Raw genomic sequence first — 19,377 nt, 5'->3', positions numbered from 1 at the left:
AACCCTTAATTTCGCTTTTCTATCAATAAGTTGCGCAGCACCGGCAAACCCGCTGTTTTTGCCTTTTAAACGCGCCTCTATATAGAAGAGAAGACTCAAAGAACCCCAGCCTCCCTGAACGCCGTCACTGCCGCTTCATCCAACCCCAACACTCGCTGCAATACCTCCAGGGTATGCTCCCCTAATAAAGGGGGCGCATTGCGATACTGCACCGGCGTCTCGGACAATCGAATCGGGCTGGCCACCTGCGGCACTTTACCGGCCAGTAGGTGAGGCAATTCCATCGCCAATCCACGCGCCTGAACTTGAGGATCAGCAAACACCTGGGCCAGGTCGTTGATAGGCCCACATGGCACGCCTGCCTGCTCCAACTGAACCACCCACTCGGCGGTGGTCTTGAACACCGTCGCCTGGCGAATCAATGGAATCAGCACCGCCCGGTTCGCCACCCGCAGCTTGTTAGTGGCAAAACGCGGATCATCAGCCCACTGCGGCTGACCGGCCACCTCAGCGAACTTTCGGAACTGGCCGTCATTACCCACAGTCAGGATGAAATCGCCATCAGCCGTAGGAAAGTCCTGATAAGGCACGATGTTCGGATGCGCATTGCCCAGCCGCTTCGGCGCATTGCCCGTGGTCAGGTAATTCATCGCCTGGTTGGCCAGGCAAGCCACCTGGACATCCAGCAAGGCCATATCGATGTGCTGCCCGCCGCCGGCGTGGTCGCGGTGAGCCAGCGCCGCCAAAATGGCAGCGGTGGAATACAGCCCCGTGAGGATATCTGTCAGCGCGACCCCCACCTTCACCGGCCCCGCGCCCTCATCACCCTCAGGACGGCCGGTCAGGCTCATCAATCCCCCCAGCCCCTGGATCATGAAGTCATACCCGGCGCGCTTGGCATAAGGGCCGGTCTGGCCAAACCCGGTGATCGAGCAATAGATCAATTGCGGATTGATCGCCTTCAGCGAGTCATAGTCCAGGCCATACGCCGCCAGGCCACCTACCTTGAAATTCTCGATCAGGATATCGGACTTGGCCGCCAACTCCCGCACCAGCCGCTGACCCTCTGGCCGCGTAAAGTCGATGGTCACCGACTGCTTGTTGCGATTGGCCGACAGATAATAAGCAGCTTCGGTCGTGTTCTCGCCCTGGGCATCCTTCAAGAAGGGCGGTCCCCAGGCGCGCGTATCATCGCCATTGCCGGGACGCTCGACCTTGATGACATCAGCCCCCAGGTCCGCCAGGATCTGCCCAGCCCAAGGGCCGGCCAAGACCCTCGATAAATCCAATACCCGCAGATGCGAAAGCGCGCCCATGGCCGTTCTCCTATTAATAGAACGCCTGGATACCGGTTTGCGCACGCCCCAGGATCAGCGCATGAACGTCGTGTGTGCCTTCGTAGGTGTTTACCACTTCCAGGTTGACCAGATGACGGGCAATGCCAAACTCATCGGAGATGCCGTTTCCGCCCAGCATATCCCGCGCCATGCGGGCAATATCCAGCGACTTGCCGCAGGAGTTACGCTTCATGATCGAAGTGATCTCAACCGCCGCGGTGCCTTCATCTTTCATGCGCCCCAGGCGCAGACAACCCTGCAGGGCCAGCGTGATTTCCGTCTGCATGTCAGCCAGTTTCTTCTGGATCAACTGATTCGCAGCAAGCGGACGACCAAACTGTTGGCGATCCAGCGTGTACTGGCGAGCGGTGTGCCAGCAGAACTCAGCAGCCCCAAGGGCGCCCCAGGAGATGCCGTAGCGCGCGGAGTTCAGACAAGTAAACGGGCCCTTCAAGCCACGGACATCGGGGAAAATGTTTTCTTCCGGGACAAATACACTGTCCATGACGATTTCGCCGGTGATCGAAGCTCGCAACCCGACCTTGCCATGGATAGCCGGCGCGCTCAGCCCCTTCCAGCCTTTTTCGAGAACGAAGCCGCGGATATCACCGGCGTCGTCCTTACCCCAGACGACAAATACGTCAGCGATCGGACTGTTGGTGATCCACATCTTGCTGCCCGTCAGGCTGTAGCCGCCTTCCACTTTGCGTGCACGAGTAATCATCGCACCCGGGTCAGAACCATGGTTCGGCTCGGTCAGACCAAAGCAGCCGATCCACTCGCCAGACGCCAGCTTCGGCAAATACTTCTGTTTTTGCGCCTCAGTCCCGAATTCATTGATCGGCACCATGACCAGTGAGGATTGCACGCTCATCATCGAACGATAACCGGAGTCGACGCGCTCCACTTCACGAGCGATCAGGCCGTAGCTGACGTAGTTCAGCCCGCTGCCGCCGTACTGCTCAGGAATGGTTGCTCCCAGCAGGCCCACTTCACCCATCTCGCGGAAAATCGCCGGGTCGGTTTTCTCATGGCGGAACGCTTCCAGCACCCGCGGTGCGAGCTTCTGCTGGGCGAACTGCTCGGCAGTGTCGCGGATCATGCGTTCTTCTTCGGTGAGCTGCTGGTCCAGCAACAATGGATCGATCCAGTTGAAGCTCGCTTTACCGGCCATGAAAGAGTCCTCGCCAATTAAATAAATGTCGTGGACTGATCCTAGGCGCGCTTTCCTACAAGGGCAAACGAGGATTACGCACTAACCTGTGCTAATTTCTCACTCCGTAAACGCCATAAACCCGGTTTATGCAGTTATTGAGTGAGGCTTACGTACATGCGCCGTAAAATCCCCAGCACCGTCGCCCTGGTCAGTTTCGAGGCTGCCGCGCGCCATGAGAGCTTCACCAAGGCTGCGCACGAGCTTTCTCTTACCCAAGGCGCTATCTGCCGACAGATCGCCAGCTTGGAGGATTTCCTCAGCGTGGAGCTTTTCCGACGCTCGCGCCGCGGCGTCAAACTGACCGAAGCAGGACTTTCCTACAGCCGTCGAGTGGCTACCCAATTGGATGCCGTCGAGCGCGACACTCTTTCCGTGATGGGGCACACCGGCGCGAACGTGATCGAGCTGGCCGTGGTTCCTACTTTCGGCACCCAATGGCTGCTGCCACGCCTCAAGGAATTTCAGCAGCAACATCCGGAAGTCACCGTCAATTTGACCAACCGCACACGCCCCTTTCTCTTCGCGGACACGGAGTTTGATGCCGCGATTTATTTTGGTGACGCGGACTGGTCCGGTACCGAATCCCACAAGCTGATGGGTGAAAATCCGATGCCGGTATGCAGTCCCACCTTGCTAGACGGTCGCAAGAGCCTGACACCGGAAGCCATCGCCGAACTGCCCTTGCTCCAGCAGACCACTCGTCCGTATGCGTGGCGCCAATGGTTCAACGCTCAGAATCTGAATATTGCGCGAGACCTGACAGGGCCGCGTTATGAACTATTCTCCATGCTCGCCCAAGCGGCCATGCACGACATGGGCATCGCGCTGATTCCGCCCTTTTTGATTCAGCGCGAGCTGGCAGAGAAACGACTGGTCGTGGCCAACCGTAACGCGCTGTCGAGCATCAAGGCCTATTACCTGATGATTCCAGATCGAAAGGTCGAATCCGCCTCTCTTCGAGCTTTTCGTGATTGGCTGGTGAACCAAGCAACGAGCTATCACCTTGATTAATAACGAAAAATAAAAAACCTACTTAGGTAGTCAACTAACAAAGGTCGCTACAGATATAAGTTTATGTCGCATTCAGTCAATCTGTCATGAAACCCGTGCAGTAGTCTCCAAAGCGTTTAAATACATGGCTTAGAGCCATATCGCGGAGCGCATCAGCGCTTATTCATCTGGCCGATGGGAAAAATTGTCAATTTGAACCTGAATCCTTGGAAAGCACGGCCCACAAGGGCTGCCGATCGATAATTGCGACATTCGGTCACAGGGTGACTTGTAGTTAATTTTCCGTCACCCGTCATAATCCCTTGAAGGGCTGAATTTTCGCCTGCAAAATGCCGCGCCCCGCCTGGTTTGGCGGGATCGTGCTGATCGGCCGCCCCAGCCGCACCATCCGAAGTGCCTGGGTTTACTCAATAAGATCACGCAGGAGATTTGACGTGCACATTGGTGTTCCCCTCGAAACCCAAACGGGTGAAACACGGGTTGCTGCTACCCCGGAAACCATCAAGAAGTTGATCGGCCAAGGCCATAAAGTCACTGTTCAAAGCGGCGCCGGTATCAAGGCCAGCGTTATCGACAGTGCCTACGAGGCGGCGGGCGCAACCATTGGCAGCGCCAGTGATGCATTCGGGGCCGAGCTGATCCTCAAGGTGGTCGCTCCCAGCGACAGCGAACTGACGCTGATCAAGAGCGGCACCGTTCTGGTGGGCATGCTCAATCCGTTCAACAACGAAACCATCGCCAAGCTGGCCGAACGCGGTATCACTGCATTTGCCCTTGAGGCCGCGCCACGTACGTCCCGTGCCCAGAGCCTGGATGTGCTGTCGTCTCAAGCGAACATCGCCGGCTACAAAGCCGTGCTGCTGGCTGCCCACCACTACCCACGCTTCATGCCGATGCTGATGACCGCCGCAGGCACCGTGAAAGCGGCGCGCGTGCTGATTCTCGGCGCGGGCGTGGCCGGGTTGCAGGCGATTGCCACGGCCAAGCGCCTGGGTGCCGTGATCGAGGCTTCGGATGTGCGGCCGGCGGTCAAGGAACAAATCGAATCCCTTGGCGCCAAGTTCGTCGACGTGCCTTACGAGACCGACGAAGAGCGTGAATGCGCGGTCGGTGTCGGCGGTTACGCCCGGCCCATGCCTGCCAGCTGGATGCAGCGCCAGGCCCAGGCTGTGCACGAGCGAGCCAAACAGGCCGACATCGTCATCACCACCGCGCTGATTCCGGGCCGCAAGGCACCGACTTTGCTGAGTGCCGAAACCGTCGCGCAGATGAAACCTGGCTCGGTGGTCATCGACCTCGCGGCCGCCCAGGGCGGTAACTGCCCGTTGACCGTGGCCGATCAGGTGGTCGTCGAGAACGGCGTCACTATCTGCGGCCCGACCAACCTGGCTGGTGAAGTCGCGGCCGATGCCTCGGCGCTGTACGCCCGTAACCTGCTGGACTTCCTGAAGCTGGTCTTCACCAAGGAAGGTCAGTTCGACGTGAACCTGGAAGACGACATCGTCGCCGCGTGCCTGATGTGCCGCGACGGCCAAGTCATCCGCAAAAACGCCTAAGCAGGGATTCAGACAATGGAAGAGCTTATCTCCCCCGGTATCTACAACCTGATCATCTTTGTGCTGGCAATTTATGTCGGTTACCACGTGGTCTGGAACGTTACACCTGCTTTGCACACGCCGTTGATGGCCGTGACCAACGCCATTTCGGCAATCGTGATCGTCGGCGCCATGCTCGCCGCCGCGCTGACCGTAACGCCTCTGGGCAAGACCATGGGCACCCTCGCCGTGGCCCTGGCCGCGGTAAACGTGTTCGGGGGCTTCCTGGTGACGCGCCGCATGCTTGAGATGTTCAAGAAAAAAGCCCCGAAAGCCGTAAAAGAAGAGGCGCCCAAGTAATGAGCATGAACCTGGTAACGACGCTCTATCTGATCGCGTCGATCTGCTTCATCCAGGCCCTCAAAGGCCTGTCGCATCCGACCACATCCCGCCGAGGCAACTTGTTCGGCATGCTCGGCATGGCGTTGGCGGTACTCACCACTGTGGGCCTTATCTATAAGCTCGGTGCTGAGCTGGCCACTGCCGGCATTGGCTACGTCATCGTCGGCCTGCTGATTGGCGGCACCGCCGGCTCGATCATGGCCAAGCGCGTCGAGATGACCAAGATGCCGGAGCTGGTGGCATTCATGCACAGCATGATCGGCCTGGCGGCGGTGTTCATTGCCATCGCGGCGGTCGTCGAGCCGCAGTCCCTGGGCATCGTCAAACAACTGGGTGATTCGATTCCAGCCGGTAACCGTCTGGAACTGTTCCTCGGCGCCGCCATTGGTGCAATCACCTTCTCCGGTTCGGTGATCGCGTTCGGCAAGCTCTCGGGCAAATACAAGTTCCGCCTGTTCCAGGGCGCACCGGTACAGTTTGGTGGCCAGCACAAGCTCAACCTGATCCTGGGCTTGGCAACGCTGGGCCTGGGCTTGGCCTTCATGTTCACCGGCAACCTCGGCGCATTCGCCCTGATGCTGGCCCTGGCGTTTGTCCTGGGTGTACTGATCATCATCCCGATCGGCGGCGCGGACATGCCGGTGGTGGTTTCGATGCTCAACAGCTACTCCGGTTGGGCCGCAGCGGGTATCGGCTTCTCGCTGAACAACTCGATGCTGATCATCGCTGGCTCGCTGGTGGGTTCGAGCGGTGCGATCCTCTCGTACATCATGTGCAAGGCGATGAACCGTTCGTTCTTCAACGTGCTACTCGGCGGTTTCGGCAACACCGCAGATGCGGCTGGCCCGGCCGGTTCGAAAGAAGCCCGTCCGGTGAAATCCGGCTCGGCTGACGACGCGACCTTCCTGCTGACCAACGCCGACACGGTGATCATCGTGCCGGGCTACGGGCTGGCGGTAGCGCGGGCGCAGCATGCGCTGAAAGAGCTGACCGAGAAGCTGACCCACCATGGCGTGACCGTCAAATATGCGATCCACCCGGTCGCAGGTCGCATGCCCGGGCACATGAACGTCCTGCTGGCCGAGGCCGAAGTGCCTTACGACCAGGTGTTCGAGATGGAAGACATCAACTCCGAGTTCGGCCAGGCCGACGTGGTGCTGGTGCTGGGCGCCAACGACGTGGTCAACCCGGCGGCGAAGAACGATCCTAAGTCGCCGATTGCCGGCATGCCGATCCTCGAAGCGTTCAAGGCCAAGACCATCATCGTCAACAAGCGCTCGATGGCCAGCGGCTATGCCGGCCTGGACAACGAACTGTTCTACCTCGACAAAACCATGATGGTGTTCGGTGACGCCAAGAAGGTCATCGAAGACATGGTCAAAGCGGTGGAATAAACCTCAGCGCTGCTTCACCCCAAAACGCCCCGACTTGTCGGGGCGTTTTGATTTGTATCAAGGCAAAATATTACCGATCCGGTAATGATGTTTTGCCTGAAACGCCCGTAATAGACGCCTGAAATGCGACCTTTGTAGCGGGTCGGGCACAGCGCTAATTCACTAGACTGCGCATCTTGCTTTCCAGCCCGAGATAACCACCTATGTACCGTGATCGCATCCGCTTGCCTTCGTTATGGAATAAAGTGATGAGCGCTGCCGAAGCAGCCTTGTTGATCGAGGACGGCATGACCGTCGGCATGAGCGGCTTTACTCGCGCAGGAGAAGCGAAAGCAGTGCCCCACGCCCTGGCTGAGCGCGCCAAGGTCACCCCGCTGAAAATCAGCCTGATGACCGGTGCAAGCCTGGGCAACGACCTCGACAAGGAGCTCACCGAAGCCGGTGTACTGGCGCGACGCATGCCGTTCCAGGTCGACAGCACGCTGCGCAAGGCGATCAACGCAGGCGAGGTAATGTTCATCGATCAGCACCTCTCGGAAACCGTCGAGCAACTGCGCAACGGCCAGCTCAAGCTGCCCGATATTGCCGTGATCGAAGCCGTCGCCATCACCGAGCAAGGGCATATCGTACCGACCACGTCGGTGGGCAATTCGGCCAGCTTCGCCATCTTCGCCCGGCAAGTGATCATCGAGATCAACCTGGCTCACAACCCGAACCTGGAAGGGCTGCACGACATCTATATCCCGACCTATCGTCCCACCCGCACACCCATCCCCCTGGTGAAAGTCGACGACCGTATTGGCAGTCCCGCGATCCCGATCCCGCCGGAAAAAATTGCTGCCATTGTCATTACCCACCAGGGGGACTCGCCTTCGACCGTCGCGCCACCAGACAGTGACACCCAGGCCATTGCCGATCACCTGATCGACTTCTTCAAGCAGGAAGTCGCGGCCGGGCGCATGACCAACAAGCTCGGGCCGTTGCAGGCCGGGATTGGCAACATCGCCAATGCCGTGATGTGCGGGCTGATCGATTCCCCGTTCGAAGACCTGACCATGTATTCCGAGGTCCTGCAGGATTCGACATTCGACTTGATTGACGCCGGCAAGCTCAGTTTCGCCTCCGGCAGTTCGATCACCCTGTCGGGTCGACGCAATGCCGATGTGTTCGGAAACCTGGAAAAGTACAAGGACAAACTGGTCCTGCGCCCACAGGAAATTTCCAACCACCCCGAGGTGGTGCGCCGCCTGGGCATCATTGGGATCAACACCGCGCTGGAGTTCGACCTATATGGCAACGTCAACTCCACTCATATCTGCGGCACGAGGATGATGAATGGCATCGGTGGCTCAGGGGATTTCGCCCGCAATGCTCACTTGGCGATTTTCGTCACCAAGTCGATTGCCAAGGGCGGTGCCATTTCCAGTGTCGTGCCGATGGTCAGCCATGTGGACCATACCGAACATGATGTCGACATCCTGGTGACTGAGATCGGCCTGGCCGACCTGCGGGGCCTGGCACCAAGGGAGCGGGCACGCGTGATCATCGACAATTGCGTACACCCTTCCTATCGCCAGGCCTTGAACGACTATTTCGACGCCGCGTGCGTCTTGGGTGGCCATACCCCGCACATCCTGCGCGATGCACTGAGTTGGCACCTGAACCTTGAAGAAACCGGGCGCATGTTGGCCGTCTGATACAGCTGGATCACCGCTATCGCAAATACAGTTTTAGTTACGGCCCCTCACTCAAGCCTGATCCGACAAAAACTGTACTGCTGTACCGGTGATTTCTTACAGTCTTTTCTTACAAAACAGCCATCGATGGATAAAAACGCACCACTATCGTGCAGACAAGTACAGTTGCCTCAATATCGACCAGTACACCGCTCTTTCACAGTTAACTGGTCTCTCACAATACAAGTGAACTGTATCTAGAGAGACTGGCCAAACGAGAGGATCATGGGCACCAGTTAAACCACTACCTAATCCCGCCACAAGCGGAAGGATGTCAACCATGGAACGTACACTCAGTTCCGAGCTGTTTTTCGAAGACAAAGCTGAAAAAAACCAGGCTTCCCTGCCTCTTCGCGTTATCGCCAACCTGATGTTGTGGCAGCGCCGCATCGCCAGCCGTCACCAACTGGCTCGTCTGGATTCGCGCCTGCTGGCTGATGCCGGTATCAGCGAAGCACAACGCTACGAAGAGCTGAGCAAGCCGTTCTGGCGCTAACTCAGCGTCGCTGGCCCTGACCCACCGGGTCCACCGCCAGCACCGAATTGAACAAAACAAGACCCGTCGCGGGTAACCGCGACGGGTCTTGTCGTTTCCGAGTCCGACCTTTAAGGACGACTGGAGAGAAATAACAGTTTTCGCACAAATAAAAATATACCAGTACAGTTATGCTTGAACCGTAACGCCCAATACAAGCTTCCTAAAGCCAACGACTCTCGCAAGGGCTGTCAGCCAACACGTTCCTGTCCTAATATCGAGGCGAACGTGGCGAAGCGAGTCGAGCATGCGTCTCCTCTTCCAGCTACACGCACCGGCATCACCTCATCTTTCAAGGAGTTTCATCATGATCCGTCTTCGCCTGCTCAGTGCAGTTGCCTTGCTGGCCGTAGCCGCCCATTCCAACGCCAGCAGCTTCATCGTCACCACCGACTCCCTCGTTGGAGCACTCAAGGCCACGTCCGACGTGACTTCCGATGCAACTTCATCACTGCGAGACAACAAGATCGTTCAAGCCGCCCGTGATGACGCCGCCAGCTTCGTGGCCAGCGAAGGCGCCATCCGTGGTGTGAAACTGGAAAGTGCCCTGGATTACATCCGCCAGCAGGCACCGCAACTTAACGCCACCGATGCACAGCTGGCCCAGGCCATCCTGGTGATCTGATGCAACATGAAACATCGGGCGCCAATTGGTGTTCCGATGTTTCAGCACTGGCTCTGGCCCGCAGGTTTGCGCTAGCCTTCAGGCTCGCTATCAACCGTCGAGTCCCATGCGTTTTTACTCAGATCTGTTCATCGCGTCTTTATTCGTCGTTTTTTGCTGGTCCGTGCCCGCCCATGCCTTCGACGTGTCCACCCAGCAAGTGGTGGTCAGCGGCTATGCCACGAGCATGGTGACCTCCGCGCCCTTCGACCATAAACTGATCGTCGCCGCTCACGATGACGCTGCGGCCTTCATTGCCAGCGACGGGCAGTTGCGAGGTGCACAACTGGAATCGGCCCTGGATTACCTGCGCCGGACCCAACCAAAACTTCATGCCAGCGACCTTGAACTGGCACAGGCAATTCTCGTCCAATAGTTATCCTTATTTTCTCCGGAGTCGTTCCATGCGTAGCCCGCTGATTGCTGCCGCCCTAGGCCTGCTGGTGTTGGCCGATGTGGCCCAGGCACATACCCTGGTAGCCACCAGTAACATCATCGTTCGCGCTTCCCAGCGCACGATTGATTTCACTTCCGACACCACCACGTCCATTCGTGATTCGAAAATCGTTCGCGAAGCCCATGACGATGCCGCCAGTTTTGTCGCCAGCAATGGTGAAATTCGCGGCGCTCATCTCGAGGCCGCCTTCGACACCTTGCGCACCCGCGTGCCGGAAGCCCGCGACGCCAGTGACCAGGTTCTCGCCGAAGCCATCCTCGCATTGTGAGGCGGTTCGCCGCCTGGCTGGCGGCCGGGGCCTTGCTGCTTACGGGCAGCATGGCCCAGGCCGGCCTGCAATTGCACCTCAACGCCGAAGGCCTGAGCCCGGCGCAACAGCAGGCCAGCCAGGCGCTGCTCGATGAAGCCATGCAGGCTCTGCCGCCGCGCTTCATCGAGCGGCTGGACCGACGCATCGATGTCGGCTGGACCGACCAGATGCCTGCCAACGCCTACGGCCAGGCCTCGCTGGTGTCGCAACTGGACCTCAATAGCAACCTGCTCGACAGCCTTGTCGACGGCAGCGCTGCGGCGCAAAAGACCCATCGCCCCCACGGTACCGTGCGCCGGGAAATGCTCGCCACGGTCCTGCACGAACTGACCCACATCTATGACCGCTCGCGTCTATGGCCAGATGCCGAACGCACGCTGATCCAACGCTGCACTCGACGCAACAGCAGCGCCGGGTTGATCGGTCTTCCGGATGAATGCCGGGGCCAGAACGACCGCCGCTTCACCCTCAGCGATGATCCGCGCTTGCTGGACCTCGCCGGCTGGCCGCAATACGTCGGCCGGCGCGGTGAGCGGGAACAGCACAACCGCCAAGTCGCCCGCAGCCCGGATCTCTATGAAACGAGCAGCCCCAAGGAGTTCGTCGCGGTCAACATGGAGTACTTTCTCCTCGACCCGAGCTACGCCTGCCGACGCCCCGCCCTGTATCGCTATTACCAGGAACACTTCGGTTGGGCACCCGCCGCCAAGGACACCTGCGCCAAATCGTTCGCGTTCCTCAACGCCGGGAACGACTTCGCCAAGACGCCACTGGGCAAGGTTGATCCCGAGCGGGTCTATGCCATTGATTACCTGCTGGCCGAAGCCAACCAGAACTGGGTGAGCCGCTGGGGCCACAGCATGCTCCGGCTGGTGATCTGCGCACCGGGTCGTCCACGTGGACCGGACTGCCGACTGGATCTGGACCAACACCTGGTGCTGTCATACCGCGCCTTCGTCGGCGATGTGCAGCTGTCGAGTTGGGATGGGCTGGTCGGCAAATACCCGTCGCGCCTGTTCGTATTGCCGTTGGCCCAGGTGATCGATGAATACACCAAGACCGAACTGCGCAGCCTGGCATCGGTGCCGCTGAACCTGTCGCGCACCGAGATCGAGGAGACGGTCGAGCACGCCGCCGAAATGCATTGGAGCTACGACGGCAACTATTACTTCCTGTCCAATAACTGCGCCGTGGAAAGCTTGAAGTTGCTACGCAGCGGCAGCAATAACGCGCAGCTCAACGGCCTGGACAGCATCCTGCCCAACGGCTTGTTGGAAGTCCTCAAGGGCCGAGGCCTGGCGGACACCAGCGTGCTGGATGATCCCAAGGAAGCCTTGCGCCTGGGCTACCGCTTCGACTCATTCCGTGAGCGGTATCAGGCGATGTTCGATGTGCTGAAGAAGTATCTGCCGATCAAGCAGCAAACGGTGGAAGACTGGCTGGCCCTGGACGCCGCCGAACGCCGCGTCTGGTTCGAAAAGGCCGACCTGCGCACCAGCGCGGCGCTGTTGCTGCTGGAACAGGCCAGTTATCGTCGGCAACTGTTGCTGGCGCAGGATGAAGTCAAACAGCGTTACCTAGGCGCCCGTGAGTTGCAGAACGGTGGCATGGAAAGGGCTAATGCGACGCTGCAGCAGATCCTCGCCAACAGTGGCTTCCTGAGCCGCCCGGCCGAATTGCTCGGCAGCAGCGGCTACGGCTTGCCGCAACCCAGCGAGTGGCAACGCTTGGAATCAGAAAGCAGTTTGCGGCAGAAACAACTGCAAACGCTGACAGGCGATCTCGACAAGGAAGTCAGGGCGCTGCTCGAGCCGGGCCGCGCGGCTGAAATTGCTGCAAGCGAGGCCAATGTGAAGGAGATCGGCGAGCATTTGCGCAAACTGCATAAGGCTGGGGGCGGGTTGGAGTTGCCCTGACGAGCAGTGCCACCATTGTGGCGAGGGAGCTTGCTCCCGCTGGGTCGCGAAGCGGCCCCAAACAGGCTTATGCAATTTTTCAGACAGACCACATTGGCAGGTTTACGACTGCTTCGCAGCCGAGCGGGAGCAAGCTCCCTCGCCACAAGAGCAGTCCTGGTGCAATAAAAAGGGGTTCAGAACCACGTTCTGAACCCCTTTTTTTGGCTGAGAGCCGAACCAGGAATCAGCCCAGACGCGCCTTGCGCACACCATCAGCCAGGGCGGCACACAAGCTCAACACGCCATCGATCGCCTGTTCCGACGTATCGGCACTGGCGATATGGTCGATCAGCGCCGAGCCCACCACCACACCATCGGCCAACCGCGCGATAGCCGCCGCCTGCTCCGGCGTACGGATGCCAAAACCAATGCTGATGGGCAACTCAGTATGGCGACGCAAGCGCGCCACGGCTTCTTCCACATGTTCCAGCGTCGCGGCGCCAGCACCGGTCACGCCGGCCACCGACACGTAGTACACAAAACCCGAACTGCCGTTGAGCACCGTAGGCAAACGCACATCGTCGGTTGTCGGCGTCGTCAGGCGGATGAAGTCCAGGCCAGCAGCCTGGGCCGGTTCGCACAGTTCGCTGTTGTGCTCGGGCGGCATGTCCACGACGATCAGGCCATCCACGCCAGAATCCAGCGCCTCGCCAATGAAACGCTGCACGCCATAACGGTGGATCGGGTTGAAGTAGCCCATCAGCACCAGCGGTGTCTCAGTGTTGTCCTTGCGGAACTCGCGAACCATCTGCAGGGTTTTCGCCAGGCTCTGCTGAGCCCCCAGGGCGCGGATGTTCGCCAACTGGATCGCCGGGCCGTCGGCCATCGGGTCGGTGAACGGCATGCCCAACTCGATCACGTCAGCACCGGCCGCCGGCAGGCCTTTGAGGATCGCCAGCGACGTGTCGTAGTCCGGGTCGCCAGCCGTGACGAAAGTCACCAGGGCGGCACGGTTCTGTTCCTTGAGTTCGGCAAAACGGGTTTGCAGGCGGCTCATCAGTGTTTCTCCTGCTGGGACTGTTCCATGTGGTGCATCACGGTTTGCATGTCTTTGTCGCCACGGCCGGACAGGTTGACCACCATCAGGTGATCTTTCGGCAGGTTGGGTGCGCGTTTGAACACTTCGGCCAGGGCATGGGCGCTTTCCAGCGCGGGAATGATCCCTTCCAGGCGACAGCATTTGTGGAAGGCTTCCAGGGCCTCGGCGTCAGTGACCGAGGTGTATTGGACGCGACCAATGTCGTGCAACCAGGCATGTTCCGGGCCGATGCCGGGGTAGTCGAGCCCCGCGGAAATCGAATGGGCGTCGATAATCTGGCCGTCGTCGTCCTGCAGCAGGAAGGTGCGGTTGCCGTGCAGGACACCGGGGACGCCGCCGTTAAGGCTTGCCGCGTGCTTGCCGGTCTCGATGCCATAACCTGCGGCTTCGACGCCAATGATCTCGACACTCTTGTCGTCCAGGAACGGGTGGAACAGGCCCATCGCGTTGGAACCGCCACCAATGCATGCCACCAGGCTATCCGGCAGGCGGCCTTCCTGGGCTTGCAGTTGGTCACGGGTTTCCTTGCCGATCACGGCTTGGAAGTCGCGCACCATCGCAGGATATGGATGCGGGCCCGCCACGGTGCCGATCAGGTAGAACGTGCTGTCGACGTTGGTGACCCAATCGCGCAAAGCCTCGTTCATGGCATCTTTCAGGGTGCCGGTGCCGGCGACCACAGGGATGACTTCAGCGCCCAGCAGCTTCATGCGGAACACGTTGGCCTGCTGGCGCTCGATGTCAGTGGTGCCCATGTAGATCACGCAATCCAGGCCGAAACGCGCGGCCACGGTGGCGGTGGCCACGCCGTGCATGCCGGCGCCGGTCTCGGCGATGATGCGTTTCTTGCCCATGCGCCGCGCCAGCAGGATCTGGCCGATGCAGTTGTTGATCTTGTGCGCGCCAGTGTGGTTCAGCTCTTCACGCTTGAGGTAGATCTTGGCGCCGCCACAGTATTCGGTCAGGCGTTCGGCGAAGTAGAGCGGGCTCGGACGACCGACGTAGTCGCGCTGGAAGTAGGCCAGTTCCTCGATAAAGGCAGGATCTTCCTTCGCCACTTCGTATTCACGGGCCAGATCAAGGATCAGCGGCATCAAGGTCTCGGCCACATAACGGCCGCCGAATGCGCCGAACAGGCCGTTGGCATCGGGGCCGCTGCGCAGGTTGAAGGGGGTCGTAGGCTGGGTCATCGGGCGCTCCAGGCAAATGCGTTGAAAGACAATGAAGTCCACTCTACCCCTGACATCACCCACTGAAAACCGATAAGATCGCCGCAACATGTCAGGAAAACTCACAGATAAAATGCGCCACGACCTGCCCCCCCTCAATGCCTTGCGCGCCTTCGAGGCCACTGCCCGCCTGAACAGCGTAAGCCAGGCGGCCGAACAGCTGCACGTCACCCATGGGGCCGTGAGCCGACAGCTGAAGGTGCTGGAAGAGCATTTGGGTGTCAGCTTGTTCATCAAGGACGGGCGCGGCCTGAAACTCACAGATGCCGGCTTGCGCCTGCGGGACGCCAGCACCGATGCGTTCGAGCGCTTACGCGGTGTTTGCGCGGAGCTGACACAAAGTACGGCGGACGCCCCGTTTGTACTGGGCTGCTCGGGAAGCCTGCTGGCACGCTGGTTCATTCCCCGCTTGGGCAGGCTCAATGCTGACCTGCCGGATTTGCGCCTGCACCTGTCCGCCGGCGAAGGCGACCTGGACCCCAGGCGACCGGGGCTGGACGCCTTGCTGGTATTCGCCGAGCCGCCCTGGCCGGCCGACATGCAAGTGTATGAACTGGTGAGCGAGCGGATCGGCCCGGTGATGAGCCCGCACTACGCCGGGTTCACCCGCTTGCAGGGTGCACCGCCCAGCGCGCTGCTCGAAGAACCGTTGCTGCACACCACCTCGCGCCCACAGGCTTGGCCGACCTGGGCACGACAAAACACCCTTGAACCCCAGGCATTAAAGTTCGGGCAAGGATTCGAGCATTTGTATTATTTGCTGGAAGCCGCCGTGGCGGGGTTAGGCGTGGCGATCGCGCCCGAGCCGCTGGTGGCCGAGGACGTCCGCGCCGGTCGCCTGGTCGCGCCGTGGGGCTTCGATGAAACCACGGCGCGACTGGCGTTGTGGCTACCCAAGCGCGCCGCGGACGGGCGCGCTCGGCAATTGGCCCAGTGGCTCAGGTATGAACTGAGCCAACCCACTCAGTCACCGCGTTTGCATAGCAGGTAAGCCGCCAGCAAACCCAGCGCACCGACCGCGACACCGGCCGTGGTCCATGGGTGTTCCTGCGCGTAGTCGCGTGTGGCGATCCCGGTTTCACGGGTTTTCACCTTGACCTCTTCATACGCGTCACTGAGCAGATGGCGAGAATGTTTCAACGCATTTTCGGCATTGGCCTTGAGTGACTTGAGGGTCTTACGCGACTCGTCCGAAGCGTCGTCCTTCAGACTTTCCAACGACTTGAGCAGACTTTCGATCTCCGCTTCCATGCTTTGCAACGAGGCTTTGCGTAACGAAGTGCTGGCCATGGTGGCTCTCCTGCAGTGGTTGAGTATCGTGTGAGAATTGGGACTGCGACGGTTTGGGAAAGTGCAGTAAATCTGAACTTTCGCCGCTTGAACGGGCACACATGTAAGGCGATAAATCGCTGCTAGGCTGTTTAAAGACAACCAAGGAGAACGTCATGAGTGATCATCACACGTACAAGAAAGTCGAACTGGTCGGCTCCTCTCCCACCAGCATTGAGGATGCCATCAACAATGCCCTGGCGGAGGCCAGCAAAAGCCTCAAGCATCTGGAGTGGTTTGAAGTCACGGAAACCCGCGGCCACATCGAAAATGGCCGGGCCGCGCATTTCCAAGTGACCATCAAGGTTGGTTTTCGAATTGCCAATAGCTGAGGTTCGTTGAACTTGCACGCTGGCGGAGTGCCATAGGGAGTGGCGATGCGCTATGGTTCGCGCATTACGTTTTCCAATACCTGCCCTATTTGATCCGACCAAGGAGTGCGAGCGATGAAAAAATTGATGGTGGCCCTGGGTTTGCTGAGCCTTGCCGGTGGTGCGTTTGCGGCCGGCAAGCCCTGCGAAGAGCTGAAAAGCGAAATCGCAGCGAAGCTGGACGCCAAGGGCGTGTCGGGCTATTCGCTGGAGATCGTCGATAAAGGCGCAGCGACTGACGGACAAAAAGTCGTCGGCACTTGTGAGGGCGGTGCGAAGGAAATCGTCTACAAACGCGGCTGATAGCGCGCTCAGCTCAAAGCCGACGCACAGCGTCGGCTTTTTATTGGCCGCGACTTAGCCCTTCATGACCTGCGCCAACAACTCGTAGGAGTGCAAGCGATCGGCGTGCTCATACAGGTCGCTGGTGAAAATCAGCTCATCGGCCTGGGTTTGCTCGATCAACACTTGCAGCTTGGCGCGAATCTTCTGCGGACCGCCGACCATGGCCAGGCCCAGGAAATCGCCGACCGCCTCTTTCTCATGGGGCAACCAGAGACCGTTCATGGTTTCGACCGGCGGACGCTGCACCAGGCTCTGGCCACGCATCAGCGCCAGGATTCGCTGGTACACCGACGTCGCCAGGTAATCGGCCTGTTCATCGGTATCCGCGGCCACCAGCGGCACGCCGAGCATCACATAAGGCTTGTCGAGCACCGCTGACGGTTTGAAGTGATTGCGGTAGATGCGGATCGCCTCATGCATGAAGCGTGGTGCGAAATGGGAGGCGAATGCGTAGGGCAAACCGCGCTCACCGGCCAGTTGCGCACTGAACAGGCTCGAACCCAATAGCCAGACCGGCACGTTGGTGCCGGTGCCGGGCATGGCGATGATGCGTTGATCCGGAGTGCGCGGGCCCAGGTAGCGCATCAGTTCGGCCACGTCATCGGGAAAGTCGTCCGCGCTGCCTGAGCGCTCGCGGCGTAGCGCCCGAGCGGTCATCTGGTCGGAACCGGGCGCACGGCCCAATCCCAGGTCGATGCGACCCGGGTAGAGGCTTTCCAGCGTGCCGAACTGTTCGGCGATGATCAACGGCGCGTGATTGGGCAGCATGACGCCGCCGGAGCCGACGCGGATGGTCGAAGTGCCCCCGGCCAGATACCCCAACAGCACCGCCGTCGCTGAGCTGGCGATACCGTCCATATTGTGGTGTTCGGCCACCCAGAAGCGGGTATAGCCGTATTGCTCCACGTGCTGCGCGAGGTCCAGCGAGTTGCGCAAGGACTGGGCGGCATTGCCATCAGCGCGAACGGGCACCAGGTCGAGGGTTGAAAATTTCACTTCGGACAGCTGTTTCATGGGCCGGGATCTCCAACGGCGTTCCGGGCTTTTCCTACGGGTAAAAGCCTGCCGTTTCTAAAGGTGTGTGCCATGCAATGTGGGCATATACCCGAGTTTCAATAGCTGCGACGAATTTTCCTACTAAATTCGTCGGCTAATCGACGGGGTGAACTTTTCCAGGCGGTCTATCCTCACAACCCAGACAGTAAAAAAACACCCAGGCGCGGCTTTCGCGTCGGATCTACAGGAGGCAGACATGGCTATCATCAAAAAAGCATCGGCTCATTGGGAAGGTGACCTGAAAACCGGTATCGGCTCCATTTCCACCGAAACCGGTGTGTTGCGTGAAGCGCCCTACGGCTTCAAGGCGCGCTTCGAAGGCGGCAAGGGCACCAACCCGGAGGAATTGATCGGCGCGGCCCATGCCGGCTGCTTCTCCATGGCCTTTTCGATGATCCTCGGCGACGCCGGGCTCAAGGCCGACAGCATCGACACCAACGCCGAAGTGACCCTGGATCAGGTCGAGGGAGGTTTTGCGATCACGGCGGTCAAGCTGGTGCTCAAGGCGAAAATCCCCGGTGCCACCCAGGACCAGTTCAATGAACTGAGCAACAAGGCCAAGGAAGGGTGCCCGGTTTCCAAGGTGCTGAACGCCAAGATCACCCTGGATGCGACGCTGGTGAGCTGACCCATGAAGGAATCGCAGCCTTTGCAGGCGCTACCGAAGGCTGCGATTTTATTGAATGCGGTCGAGACTGTTTAGCCTGGCGCAATTATGATCGAATGAAACCCGCAGTTTCAGCGCATAGGCAGTGCGCGCTGCCATGAGGAATTCGAACATGAAACGATCAGCCCTGGTGGTCATCGGCTGCGCATTCGCTGCATCCGCCCTAGCAGCACCCAAATCCTGTGAAGAGCTGAAAGCGGAAATCGAAGCAAAGATCCAGGCCAATAACGTGTCGTCCTACACGTTGGAAATCGTCACCAATGACGAAGTCCACGACCAGAACATGGTGGTGGGTACCTGTGAAAACGGCACGAAGAAAATCATCTACCAGAAGAACGACCGCTAGGACGGGACCCTATGGAACGCAATTGATTTGTCGTTCCTCGGCCACGATTTGACGCTTGGCGTCGTAGAGCCGGGCGCTGGGCGTGAATGCCAGGTTGCGAGCCTCCAGACGATAGCGCTGGCCGGCCTCGAAATGGTCGTAGCGCACGAGCATGTAGCACAGTCGCTCTTGCGGTTCGGCCTGCATGCCCAACCCACCACCACTGAATACTTCGAAGTCGAAGCGCACTTTCAGTTCGTGGCTGCCCGGCGAAACCTGAAAGAACCGTCCGTCGCGCAAGCGCTGGCCGTCCAGGCTTTCAGCCATCAGCATTTTGCCGCCCGGCATGGGGGTAGCGAAATCAACCCATGCCATGTTCGGGTCGACCGGGGGCAGCGGGCTCGTTGCGCAACCGCTCATGGAGACCAGGGCCAGTAACAGCAGGGATAAGCGCATGATGA

At 59.5% G+C, this 19,377-nt stretch carries 22 protein-coding genes; 15 read left to right on the top strand and 7 right to left on the bottom strand.

Going from position 1 to position 19,377, the window contains the following annotated elements; all coding sequences use genetic code 11:
- Positions 1 to 95: 95 nt before the first annotated feature.
- Both AD659_RS28770 and AD659_RS28765 read right to left on the bottom strand, forming a co-directional pair.
- Positions 96 to 1,316, bottom strand: a complete 1,221-nt coding sequence (locus tag AD659_RS28770) for a CaiB/BaiF CoA transferase family protein (protein ID WP_053127093.1) — start codon at positions 1,314 to 1,316, stop codon at positions 96 to 98.
- A gap of 13 nt (positions 1,317 to 1,329) precedes the next feature.
- Positions 1,330 to 2,511, bottom strand: a complete 1,182-nt coding sequence (locus AD659_RS28765; RefSeq protein WP_053127090.1) for an acyl-CoA dehydrogenase — start codon at positions 2,509 to 2,511, stop codon at positions 1,330 to 1,332.
- A gap of 156 nt (positions 2,512 to 2,667) precedes the next feature.
- Here AD659_RS28765 and AD659_RS28760 point away from each other — a divergent pair, with 156 nt between their 5' ends.
- The 10 genes from AD659_RS28760 (at position 2,668) to AD659_RS28715 (ending at position 12,513) form a co-directional block, all read left to right on the top strand.
- Entirely contained in the window at positions 2,668 to 3,564 is an 897-nt protein-coding gene (locus AD659_RS28760; RefSeq protein ID WP_053127088.1) for a LysR family transcriptional regulator, read from the top strand.
- A gap of 434 nt (positions 3,565 to 3,998) precedes the next feature.
- Positions 3,999 to 5,120, top strand: a complete 1,122-nt coding sequence (locus tag AD659_RS28755; protein ID WP_053127087.1) for a Re/Si-specific NAD(P)(+) transhydrogenase subunit alpha — start codon at positions 3,999 to 4,001, stop codon at positions 5,118 to 5,120.
- A gap of 15 nt (positions 5,121 to 5,135) precedes the next feature.
- Positions 5,136 to 5,459: an NAD(P) transhydrogenase subunit alpha part 2 gene (locus tag AD659_RS28750; RefSeq protein WP_003187010.1), complete on the top strand. Its 324-nt coding sequence runs from the start codon at positions 5,136 to 5,138 to the stop codon at positions 5,457 to 5,459.
- Positions 5,459 to 6,895 (top strand): NAD(P)(+) transhydrogenase (Re/Si-specific) subunit beta, encoded by a 1,437-nt coding sequence (locus tag AD659_RS28745; protein ID WP_053127085.1) that lies wholly within the window; start codon positions 5,459 to 5,461, stop codon positions 6,893 to 6,895. Before AD659_RS28750 ends, AD659_RS28745 begins: the two co-directional genes overlap by 1 nt.
- A gap of 203 nt (positions 6,896 to 7,098) precedes the next feature.
- Complete coding sequence (gene scpC / locus AD659_RS28740) at positions 7,099 to 8,592, top strand: succinyl-CoA:acetate CoA-transferase ScpC (protein ID WP_053127083.1); 1,494 nt, start codon at positions 7,099 to 7,101, stop codon at positions 8,590 to 8,592.
- A 319-nt stretch (positions 8,593 to 8,911) separates the two neighbouring features.
- Positions 8,912 to 9,127 (top strand): DUF1127 domain-containing protein, encoded by a 216-nt coding sequence (locus AD659_RS28735; RefSeq protein ID WP_003187014.1) that lies wholly within the window; start codon positions 8,912 to 8,914, stop codon positions 9,125 to 9,127.
- A 346-nt stretch (positions 9,128 to 9,473) separates the two neighbouring features.
- Positions 9,474 to 9,791, top strand: coding sequence for a DUF2388 domain-containing protein (locus AD659_RS28730; protein WP_053127081.1), 318 nt, complete (start codon positions 9,474 to 9,476; stop codon positions 9,789 to 9,791).
- A 106-nt stretch (positions 9,792 to 9,897) separates the two neighbouring features.
- Positions 9,898 to 10,206 carry a DUF2388 domain-containing protein gene (locus tag AD659_RS28725; RefSeq protein ID WP_053127079.1) on the top strand — a complete coding sequence of 103 codons (309 nt, stop codon included), beginning with the start codon at positions 9,898 to 9,900 and terminating at the stop codon, positions 10,204 to 10,206.
- A gap of 28 nt (positions 10,207 to 10,234) precedes the next feature.
- The gene (locus AD659_RS28720) at positions 10,235 to 10,555 is read left to right on the top strand and encodes a DUF2388 domain-containing protein (protein ID WP_003187020.1); all 321 of its coding nucleotides are present in this window, start codon (positions 10,235 to 10,237) and stop codon (positions 10,553 to 10,555) included.
- A complete protein-coding gene (locus AD659_RS28715) occupies positions 10,552 to 12,513 on the top strand; it encodes a DUF7844 domain-containing protein (protein WP_053127077.1) in 1,962 nt (653 codons plus the stop codon). The genes AD659_RS28720 and AD659_RS28715 overlap by 4 nt, the downstream gene beginning before the upstream one ends.
- 226 nt (positions 12,514 to 12,739) lie before the next feature.
- Here the strand turns inward: AD659_RS28715 and trpA are convergent, their stop codons facing one another.
- Together trpA and trpB are read right to left on the bottom strand one after the other, a co-directional pair.
- Positions 12,740 to 13,552 (bottom strand): tryptophan synthase subunit alpha, encoded by an 813-nt coding sequence (gene trpA, locus AD659_RS28710; RefSeq protein ID WP_053127075.1) that lies wholly within the window; start codon positions 13,550 to 13,552, stop codon positions 12,740 to 12,742.
- Positions 13,552 to 14,784, bottom strand: a complete 1,233-nt coding sequence (gene trpB, locus AD659_RS28705) for a tryptophan synthase subunit beta (protein ID WP_053127073.1) — start codon at positions 14,782 to 14,784, stop codon at positions 13,552 to 13,554. The genes trpA and trpB overlap by 1 nt, the downstream gene beginning before the upstream one ends.
- A 112-nt stretch (positions 14,785 to 14,896) precedes the next feature.
- Between trpB and AD659_RS28700 the strand changes: the two genes are divergently transcribed.
- The gene (locus AD659_RS28700) at positions 14,897 to 15,814 is read left to right on the top strand and encodes a LysR family transcriptional regulator (RefSeq protein WP_053127071.1); all 918 of its coding nucleotides are present in this window, start codon (positions 14,897 to 14,899) and stop codon (positions 15,812 to 15,814) included.
- Here AD659_RS28700 and AD659_RS28695 read toward each other — a convergent pair.
- Positions 15,787 to 16,113 carry an ElaB/YgaM/YqjD family protein gene (locus AD659_RS28695; RefSeq protein ID WP_053127069.1) on the bottom strand — a complete coding sequence of 109 codons (327 nt, stop codon included), beginning with the start codon at positions 16,111 to 16,113 and terminating at the stop codon, positions 15,787 to 15,789. The two genes, AD659_RS28700 and AD659_RS28695, sit on opposite strands and share 28 nt — an antisense overlap.
- A 155-nt stretch (positions 16,114 to 16,268) precedes the next feature.
- Here AD659_RS28695 and AD659_RS28690 point away from each other — a divergent pair, with 155 nt between their 5' ends.
- Complete coding sequence (locus AD659_RS28690; RefSeq protein WP_003177209.1) at positions 16,269 to 16,484, top strand: dodecin; 216 nt, start codon at positions 16,269 to 16,271, stop codon at positions 16,482 to 16,484.
- Between the two features lie 114 nt (positions 16,485 to 16,598).
- On the top strand, positions 16,599 to 16,826 hold the full coding sequence (locus AD659_RS28685) for a DUF1161 domain-containing protein (RefSeq protein ID WP_053127067.1): 228 nt from the start codon (positions 16,599 to 16,601) through the stop codon (positions 16,824 to 16,826).
- 54 nt (positions 16,827 to 16,880) lie between these two features.
- On the opposite strand, the gene AD659_RS28680 is transcribed toward AD659_RS28685, so the two are convergent.
- Entirely contained in the window at positions 16,881 to 17,882 is a 1,002-nt protein-coding gene (locus AD659_RS28680; RefSeq protein ID WP_053127065.1) for an LLM class flavin-dependent oxidoreductase, read from the bottom strand.
- Positions 17,883 to 18,120: 238 nt separating this feature from the next.
- On the opposite strand from AD659_RS28680, the gene AD659_RS28675 reads away from it, so the two are divergent.
- Together AD659_RS28675 and AD659_RS28670 are read left to right on the top strand one after the other, a co-directional pair.
- Positions 18,121 to 18,552, top strand: coding sequence for an OsmC family protein (locus AD659_RS28675; RefSeq protein ID WP_053127063.1), 432 nt, complete (start codon positions 18,121 to 18,123; stop codon positions 18,550 to 18,552).
- A gap of 151 nt (positions 18,553 to 18,703) precedes the next feature.
- Positions 18,704 to 18,937, top strand: coding sequence for a DUF1161 domain-containing protein (locus tag AD659_RS28670; RefSeq protein WP_003196417.1), 234 nt, complete (start codon positions 18,704 to 18,706; stop codon positions 18,935 to 18,937).
- Between the two features lie 9 nt (positions 18,938 to 18,946).
- On the opposite strand, the gene AD659_RS28665 is transcribed toward AD659_RS28670, so the two are convergent.
- Entirely contained in the window at positions 18,947 to 19,372 is a 426-nt protein-coding gene (locus tag AD659_RS28665; RefSeq protein WP_053127061.1) for a PA0061/PA0062 family lipoprotein, read from the bottom strand.
- Between the last annotated feature and the right edge of the window lie 5 nt (positions 19,373 to 19,377).

The organism is Pseudomonas thivervalensis (genome assembly GCF_001269655.1).
Taxonomy (GTDB): domain Bacteria; phylum Pseudomonadota; class Gammaproteobacteria; order Pseudomonadales; family Pseudomonadaceae; genus Aquipseudomonas; species Aquipseudomonas thivervalensis.
The sequence above is the reverse complement of the archived record's forward strand: the minus strand, read 5'-3'. Positions and strand labels throughout refer to the sequence as shown.